Raw genomic sequence first — 7227 nt, 5'->3', positions numbered from 1 at the left:
TCACTGGCTTTGGCATCTTCGCGATACGCATCCAAATCACTTTGCAACTGGGCATGGGCAGCCAGCTTTCGCCGTTGGAACTGCAAGTGTTCCCAGTCCCGGTCCAGCGCCTGCTTCTGTAATGCGGCCTCTTTACTGCCGGCCTTGGCTTGCGCCAATAGGGCACGTTTATAGTGATGCGTTGCCGCTTCTTGTTCAAAGCGGTGGATCACCAGCTCCAACGCAGTCGGATCGCTCGGCCTTACCAGATGGGGAAGAGGGGAAACATAGAGATAGCGCTCGTCCATAGCTTCGGTTCCTTGAAGATATTCATCCATGACCTTCGTATTTTGTCGCACATTACTGCGTACAACAAACAACCAATGCTAATAAAGTAAACCGGCGTTGTTTCCCAAATCCACTGCACCAATCCGCGTACTGTTATCCGATCCCCGACATATCGAAGGGGGGCAAACCCATGGGCAAGGCCAAGCACGTTATCAGCAACTGGGCTGAGTACAAGCGTTGCTGGGCTTTTGGATGGATAAGGTGGCCATCGCCAATGGGTATTGCCCCCAGCACCACGGCAAGCGAGACCGGGGCTTATGACAGCAAAGCCTGCCACCGACTCCTGCAAAAGAAAGGCGCTAATGCAACCATCCCGCCACGCAAAACGACGCCGTGGAGGCACTGAAAGCCGGGCAACTGGCCGAGTGGAAAAGGGATAGCGGTTGTCACCAACGGTCAAAAGCGGAAACGGCGATGTCGCTATACAAGCAACTCATCAGCGCGAGGCTCAGCCTTCGCAGTTATAGCGGCCAGTTTGCCGAAGCCCTGGCTGGGCAAAATGCTGACCTTAGGCATGCCCGAACGCCTGCTGGCAAGCTAAGGGTAGCAAGCCCTTTAGGGGACTACGTTTGCTTGTCAGATTTAGGAAACAACGCCGCGACAAGGTGTAGAGCACGGGGCCAGCACTTCGTCGCAATGGGGCACCGGCAACACTGGCTTACCTGGTGGGAAGGTTTCGCACAATGGCGGATTCAATCGTAGGAAGAGTGACCGAAAAATTAACAAACAAGAAAGAGGCCGTTATTTCAGATGGGGGGTATCTAATCCTTGCATCTCCCTAGAAAGCATCTTCCGTAGCGAATGTCTTTTGCTAATTTCCTAACCCAGAACTTCGAACTCGACCAGCACCTGCAAACAAAAAATAACTTAAAAAACAAATAGATAAAAACAAAAACTCACCAAGCATACTCTATCGCAAACTAACAGGATGTAGATTTACAGCACAAATTTAGTGTGCTATACGTTGTCCTGCTAAGTGCTAAGTTTGCTTGAAAAACTTAGCACTTTTTATATAATTCCCGCGCATTTTTGGTGGGTGGAACTAACACATTGGTGGGGAGCTAAGGATGACGCCTAAAGTGAAGGTGTTTTTGAACGAGACTGCTCAGTTTGAGAAGTTGTCTCATGATTCCGCGTCATTCGGGTCATCATCTTCATCTAAAATCCTTTCCTTTGATGATGCCAAGAAGCAGAAACGCCAAGATGAAGCGAAGCGCAGAGTACGCGCGGCCGCAAAAAACTTAGGTTGGTGATTTAGTAATCCATCTTATAATCTGATAGTCATAATCTCTGGTTAAGGACTATCAGATGTCTGCTCTACCCTCCGAAGCTAAAGTCATACCAACTAACCACTCTCCATCAAATGACCCTCAAGGCCAAGATATTCAACTACCAATTGAGGCGATACAACAACGTCGCTCTCAAGAACTTGTAATTGGCCTATGCGGTGCAGTTGGTTCTGGGGTAGAAAGCCTTAGAACTACCCTCGAAAACCAACTTAGGCAGCACAGCTACCACGTTGAACATATCAAGCTTAGTGAGTTGATCTCTACCCTTTCTAATTGTCATGACGAAGTTGCTCAACTTCGAGGCTATGTTCGGTACACTCGTCTACAAGATTTGGGTGATGCTCTACGTAAAAAATATAAAAATAGCATCGTTGCAGAACTTGCCATAAGACAAATCGCTATACTAAGAAATGAAAAATTTGGGAATGGGAAGGCAGATGCCGCAGTAAGGAATACTAAAAAAGCAGCTTACATAGTTGATCAGTTTAAGAACCCTGACGAAATAAAACTCTTCCAAGAAGAGTATATAGAAACAATTTTTACTTACTCGGCCTACTAAGAACTGAGACTGAGAGAAGAGATAACTTAAAACGTGAGCCGATGAGTGAAGAGCTTGCAAACAAGCTAATCTCTCGCGATAGAAAAAGCGAACATCATCATGAGCAGCACGTAGAAAAGTGCCTTCATCGAGCAGATTACTTTATAAGAAATGTCGATGTAACAGAGAAAATAAATGCCTCTGTGGAACGATTTATTAAGTTAGTTCATGGGACGAATAGAATAACTCCAACCAACGATGAAATTGGATTATATAGCGCGCAATCTGCAGCATTGCAATCAGCTTGCCTTTCAAGGCAAGTTGGGGCATCTATTATGGACGACGATGGCAACATATTATCGACAGGATGTAACGATGTCCCTAAGAGTGGTGGGGGATTGTATAATGCCGAGTCAAATAAAGATCTGCGCTGCTACAATATGGGTGGCGGTCAATGCTACAACGATCTCCATAAAAGCCATTTAGAGCTTGAATTTGAGAACATCCTGGCTGAATTCAAGATAGAAAATAGGGCTGAGATTGCAAAGCGATTGCTGGAAGAATCAAAAGCAAAATCAATAATAGAGTACTCAAGAGCGATACATGCAGAGATGGCGGCTATTATGGCTATGGCTAGGAGCTCGACAAATAGCACCATTAGTAAAACTCTTTATTGTACAACATACCCTTGCCACAACTGTGCTCGACACATAGTCGCCTCTGGAATAAAAAGAGTTGTTTACATTGAACCTTATGAAAAAAGTCTTGCTTTAGATCTTCACAGTGATTCCATCTGCCATCCGGAGAGTGGAAATTCAGAAGGTAAAGTTCTATTTGAAAACTTTGAAGGTGTATCACCAAAAAGGTATACAAAATTCTTTGGGTTCCATTCACCAAGGAAAGATGGCAAAGGAAAAGCGATATTTACATCCATCGTTGATTCTTATCACGTCGACACTCAATATCTTGATGGATATGTCGATTATGAATTAAAAGTAGTTGGCACTGTTGAAGATAAAGTTCCAGAATTACGTGATTAAATTATAATTCAACTAAATATAAAGTGATCAAGCGCTTACACCGTGATCACTTTATATCTTGTTTTTTCTAAATACAGTTGGCTACGTTTAATCTTAATTTTAATGACTTATTATTCCCTAGACCCTTTCACTTCTGTATAAGAAATCCTGAAGGTTTAATTAAAAATTTAATCAAAAAATACTCTCGCCATGCTTAATATTCGATCACCGGACCTTTATAAATATAGAGAAGGTCCGGTTCTGGAGGACGGGTGTAGAATGAAAATAAAGTGTCATCATTTCAGCAGACCTAACTCATTGATCTGAATATGTTGGTCACCATGACTGTTTGAATAAAGTTTCACCATAACTGTGGATAACAATCCAGGCCTCTTGTATGCAGTGAAAATAAAGTTTCACCATTGCTGCTGTGATACGGGTTTGAGTGCCGTTCACTCCTGATGTCGAACCGACATCCAAGAGAAAAAGTTTCACATAACCAGAGTGGACCATCAGAAGTGGAAGATATGGGACGAGACTGAAGTGCCATCGCTCCATCAGAACGACACTACTTAGATGACTATTTTCTATGAGGTACTACATGGGGGTATGTTGTGACTATCCCTAACGACAATAGGCTTCCACTGTAGTGGCCAACAATTTCCAGATAGTAAATTAAGTTGCGCCACGGCTTTAGCCTGAGGAACTCCGTCATTATGTTGATGTGGCCGTTGCCAGTTGTAGTAACCCATCAGATAGATGGCTGATGTCTCGGCTGGTGTGGGCCAGGCTCACCTTGCCAATAGTCGGTACCCACTCAGATTTTAGGCTGCGAAACAACCTTTCCATCGGCGCATTATCCCAGCAGTTGCCCCGCCGGCTCATGCTCTGGCTCATCCGGTAACGCCATAGCCGTTGCCGAAACAGTCGGCTGGCGTATTGGCTGATGGGATCAGCCCTGGTCTAGCACCAGACTAGCTGGCTTCCAGCTTGAACTCGGGGGTAAAAGTACGTCATTGCCGTTCCATCAAACGCCTCATCTAAGGTGGTGACTCTACCACCTAAATCGGTGTCCAATTTTTAGTAGACCACTACGTTGGTTCCACCTAAAAGACTCGTGTCACCAATCCATCTCCCTGTGCTTTCCATCGCTTTCACCACTTCCAGAAGCGCGCTTGCGAACTTTACCCTCGAGCTTTGCTAATTGGATGGGGGATGCTGTTGTGGGTGGTATGAAACTGGATATGGCTTCTATCATGCCAAGGGCTTTGAGGTAGCAGATTAAGGCCTCCATAGTGCCCTCCCCCTTCTCGACTTGGCCGATGAGGTAGGGACTGAGTCCGCTTACCTCCGCGACATACTTTTGCCCCCAGTTTTTATTGAGCCGGGCGCGCTTGAGGCGACTACCCAACTCATGCTGGATTACTGGAACTGAGGTGGTGTTCGTGATTTCCATTCAATACCTAAAATTTTCATTTTAACGGCGATGATTAGAGTTAAGACCAAAAATATTAGCACTTATCTAGTGCCTCAGATGAATTCATAACACCCAAAATCTTAGAGGTACTGTGCAACAACCATAACCTAAATAGCCTCAATGTGAGGGTAAACATGAGCGTAGTTGTAGGCCATACCGAGGATTCAGTTTTTTCCGGTACCCCAGAGGAGGTGCAAGAGAGCTTTGGGGATTTACATGCTGAGTGTGTGCTAGTGATGACGTTTGATCGCCTGATTCCACAAGTACTTCAGGCGTTTACTGAAAACATGATCTATTTGGCTAGCCCGTGTGCAGCGTAATGCAGGAGCGTCAATATGGGGTGATACTTGAGCGGCTAGTCGAAGTGTTGGCTTCCCAGTTTCCTGCAGCTCCTAGGCTGCTTAAGAAAGCTGCCGTGCTCGGGCGGGCGAGAGAGGTCAGGCGGTGTAGGAGAGCGGTGACAGGTTAACCCAATGCAGATTTTCGAAATCGTGGATTTTGGTGCCTGCGCCGCCGGCACCCAGCTAAACAAATGGAATAAAGTGATTGAGGCTACCAAGAATGAAGTGATGGAGATCATCAGCCTAAAAAACGTCATTCTGTGAAGCCAAAAAATGTTCCGGTAGCACCTTAGAGCCATTATAGGCTGGCGCAAAAAGTGCCGGCCGGGGCCGCTCTGAAGTCGCCCCTTCATTCTGGAATAGGCTTGGTTCGTGTTAGTCGTTTACCCAGCCTAGCCTACGTCATCAATAAGGACATTGTATGGGCGGGTTGCAGATATCATCACCTTAAACGACCAAATGACTGCTGTTTTATCTAGATGCTTTTAGTCCATTTGTGAACTATTTTATGGCACTTGATTTCATTCAAGGCACAGTTTTGTTTAGTCATCTACTTGGCTTCCTTGAACTAAAATGAGTGACTTATGGTGAGCTATGAAGCAGTCCAGTGCACTTGAGCGCCTGCTGCGATTTGATCGCGAATTGAAATACGTTTACAGCCTTTCTGACTTAGCAGCGCTGTTTGATGAGTCAGGCAACACACTGCAAAGCACGCTGAAAAGGCTGGTCAGAGCCCGCATTCTTTCCCGCGCAGCCAACGGCGTCTTTGTGTTTATGCACTCCCAGCATTTGGGGAGTTACACCATTGAGCGCATTGCAGCTGTATTGCGGCGCTGTGACTACTGTTATGTCAGCCTGGAATCCGCTTTGTCAGAGTATGGTGTGATCTCCCAAATTCCTCTCGACCGGATCACTATCATGACCACCGGGGTGCCGGGAGAGTTCGACACGCCATTCGGTGTTATTGAATTCACACATACCGCCCGCGATGTTGCGACTGTGCTGGATTCCACCGTAGACGTTGGCCGGCCACTGCCAATGGCGACGAAGTTAGCGGCCGTGCGCGACTTGAAACGCGTAGGGCGCAACACTCATTTGATCAGTGAAACTGAACTAACCGATATAGATTGAGTTCATTGTATTGCAGACTAAATAACTGCTCCTAGTTGTAAGCGATCCTATGTTGCCACAGTCCGGGAAAGCAGGGCTTCATGGATTGCCCAAGGTGATCTACTACTCAGCACAGCTATCAAGCCGCCTAGATGCATGGTGGACTTCACTCGCTTTAACGGACTTGGGTGTTGTTTCCCAAATCCACTGAACCATTACGCTTGGCTGTGATCTGATCCCCGACATATCGAAGGGGAGTAACCCATGGGAAAGGCCCACCCAATCAGCAACTGGGCAACGTACAACCGCGGGTTAATCAATCGAGGCTTGCTGGGATTTTGGATGGATAAGACCGCCATCACCAACTGGTATTGCCTATAGCATCACAGTACCACAGCAAGCGGGGCAGGAGTCTTGAGTACAGCGACACCGCTATCGAAACCGCCTTGATGCCCAAAGCGCTATTCAAACTGCCCTTGCGGGCCCTGGAAGGCTTTATCAATTCCTTGTTTCAGTTGATGAAAATTCCACTGACCTCGCCCAGTTACAGTTGTATCAGTAAGCGCGCCAAGACAGTCGGCATCCAGTACCGCCTACCCCGCAAGGGGCTGTAGCCCACTTGGTTATCGATGCTACCTGCCTAAAGTCTTTGGCGAAGGCGAATGAAAGCAGCGTAAGTACGGCCAGAAACAGCACCGGGTGTGACGTAAGCTGCACTTAGCGGTGGACTGAAGCCATTGCTGCCGAAGTGGGCCTGGAAAACGTCGGGGACAGCGAGACTTTGCCCTACCTGCTCAACCCGCTGCACCGCCGTATCGAGCAGGTCAGCGCCGACTGGGTTTACGACAGCAAGGCCTGCCTGCCACCGACTCCTGCAAAAGAAGGGCGCTAAGGCAACCATACCTCTGCGCAAAACGGCGGGGTTCTGGGAGGAAGGGCATCCACGAAACGACGCTGTCCCGGCACTGAAAGCCGGGCAACTAGCCGAGTGGAAAAGGGAAAGCGGTTATCACCAACGGTCAAAAGCGGAAACGGCGATGTCCCGTTACAAGCAACTTATCAGCACGAAGCTCAGCCTTCGCAGTTACAACGGCCAGGTTGCCGAAGCCCTGGCTGGAGCTTGGTG

General features: G+C 47.4%; 7 protein-coding genes and 4 pseudogenes. 8 read left to right on the top strand and 3 right to left on the bottom strand.

The genetic code is table 11. From position 1 onward, the window contains the following. A pseudogene (locus ACN0TT_RS20310) lies at positions 1-287 on the bottom strand (hypothetical protein); the annotation flags it as partial. Between the two features lie 281 nt (positions 288-568). Here ACN0TT_RS20310 and ACN0TT_RS20305 point away from each other — a divergent pair. The 4 genes and pseudogenes from ACN0TT_RS20305 to ACN0TT_RS20290 all read left to right on the top strand — a co-directional run. After that, a pseudogene (locus ACN0TT_RS20305) lies at positions 569-831 on the top strand (IS5/IS1182 family transposase); the annotation flags it as partial. A 563-nt stretch (positions 832-1394) separates the two neighbouring features. Then, positions 1395-1580, top strand: a complete 186-nt coding sequence (locus ACN0TT_RS20300; RefSeq protein WP_417763938.1) for a hypothetical protein — start codon at positions 1395-1397, stop codon at positions 1578-1580. A 55-nt stretch (positions 1581-1635) separates the two neighbouring features. Then, positions 1636-2175, top strand: coding sequence for a hypothetical protein (locus ACN0TT_RS20295; protein ID WP_417763937.1), 540 nt, complete (start codon positions 1636-1638; stop codon positions 2173-2175). A 41-nt stretch (positions 2176-2216) separates the two neighbouring features. Next, a complete protein-coding gene (locus ACN0TT_RS20290; protein ID WP_417763936.1) occupies positions 2217-3194 on the top strand; it encodes a deaminase in 978 nt (325 codons plus the stop codon). A 566-nt stretch (positions 3195-3760) separates the two neighbouring features. Here ACN0TT_RS20290 and ACN0TT_RS20285 read toward each other — a convergent pair. Together ACN0TT_RS20285 and ACN0TT_RS20280 are read right to left on the bottom strand one after the other, a co-directional pair. Continuing rightward, positions 3761-4130: pseudogene (locus tag ACN0TT_RS20285) on the bottom strand (integrase core domain-containing protein); the annotation flags it as partial. Between the two features lie 163 nt (positions 4131-4293). Continuing rightward, on the bottom strand, positions 4294-4629 hold the full coding sequence (locus ACN0TT_RS20280; RefSeq protein WP_417763935.1) for a helix-turn-helix domain-containing protein: 336 nt from the start codon (positions 4627-4629) through the stop codon (positions 4294-4296). A 155-nt stretch (positions 4630-4784) separates the two neighbouring features. On the opposite strand from ACN0TT_RS20280, the gene ACN0TT_RS20275 reads away from it, so the two are divergent. From ACN0TT_RS20275 to ACN0TT_RS20260, 4 genes and pseudogenes are all read left to right on the top strand, one after another. Beyond that, positions 4785-4970, top strand: coding sequence for a hypothetical protein (locus ACN0TT_RS20275; RefSeq protein WP_417763934.1), 186 nt, complete (start codon positions 4785-4787; stop codon positions 4968-4970). A gap of 153 nt (positions 4971-5123) precedes the next feature. Continuing rightward, on the top strand, positions 5124-5255 hold the full coding sequence (locus tag ACN0TT_RS20270) for a hypothetical protein (protein WP_417763933.1): 132 nt from the start codon (positions 5124-5126) through the stop codon (positions 5253-5255). 330 nt (positions 5256-5585) lie between these two features. Further along, complete coding sequence (gene abiEi / locus ACN0TT_RS20265; protein WP_417763932.1) at positions 5586-6122, top strand: type IV toxin-antitoxin system AbiEi family antitoxin; 537 nt, start codon at positions 5586-5588, stop codon at positions 6120-6122. A 243-nt stretch (positions 6123-6365) separates the two neighbouring features. Then, positions 6366-7227: pseudogene (locus tag ACN0TT_RS20260) on the top strand (IS5 family transposase); the annotation flags it as partial.

It is taken from the genome of Shewanella sp. (assembly GCF_048265805.1).
GTDB lineage: Bacteria > Pseudomonadota > Gammaproteobacteria > Enterobacterales > Shewanellaceae > Shewanella.
Note: the sequence above shows the minus strand (reverse complement) of the source record. Positions and strands in the feature narration are given on the sequence as shown.

What these genes read in the sequence shown, in the direction of transcription:
- ACN0TT_RS20295 (WP_417763937.1), top strand. Translation starts at nt 1,636, where the DNA reads ATGTCTGCTCTACCCTCCGAAGCTAAAGTCATACCAACTAACCACTCT.
- ACN0TT_RS20290 (WP_417763936.1), top strand. Translation starts at nt 2,217, where the DNA reads ATGAGTGAAGAGCTTGCAAACAAGCTAATCTCTCGCGATAGAAAAAGC.
- abiEi (WP_417763932.1), top strand. Translation starts at nt 5,586, where the DNA reads ATGAAGCAGTCCAGTGCACTTGAGCGCCTGCTGCGATTTGATCGCGAA.
- ACN0TT_RS20270 (WP_417763933.1), top strand. Translation starts at nt 5,124, where the DNA reads ATGCAGATTTTCGAAATCGTGGATTTTGGTGCCTGCGCCGCCGGCACC.
- ACN0TT_RS20280 (WP_417763935.1), bottom strand. Translation starts at nt 4,629, where the DNA reads ATGGAAATCACGAACACCACCTCAGTTCCAGTAATCCAGCATGAGTTG.
- ACN0TT_RS20275 (WP_417763934.1), top strand. Translation starts at nt 4,785, where the DNA reads ATGAGCGTAGTTGTAGGCCATACCGAGGATTCAGTTTTTTCCGGTACC.
- ACN0TT_RS20300 (WP_417763938.1), top strand. Translation starts at nt 1,395, where the DNA reads ATGACGCCTAAAGTGAAGGTGTTTTTGAACGAGACTGCTCAGTTTGAG.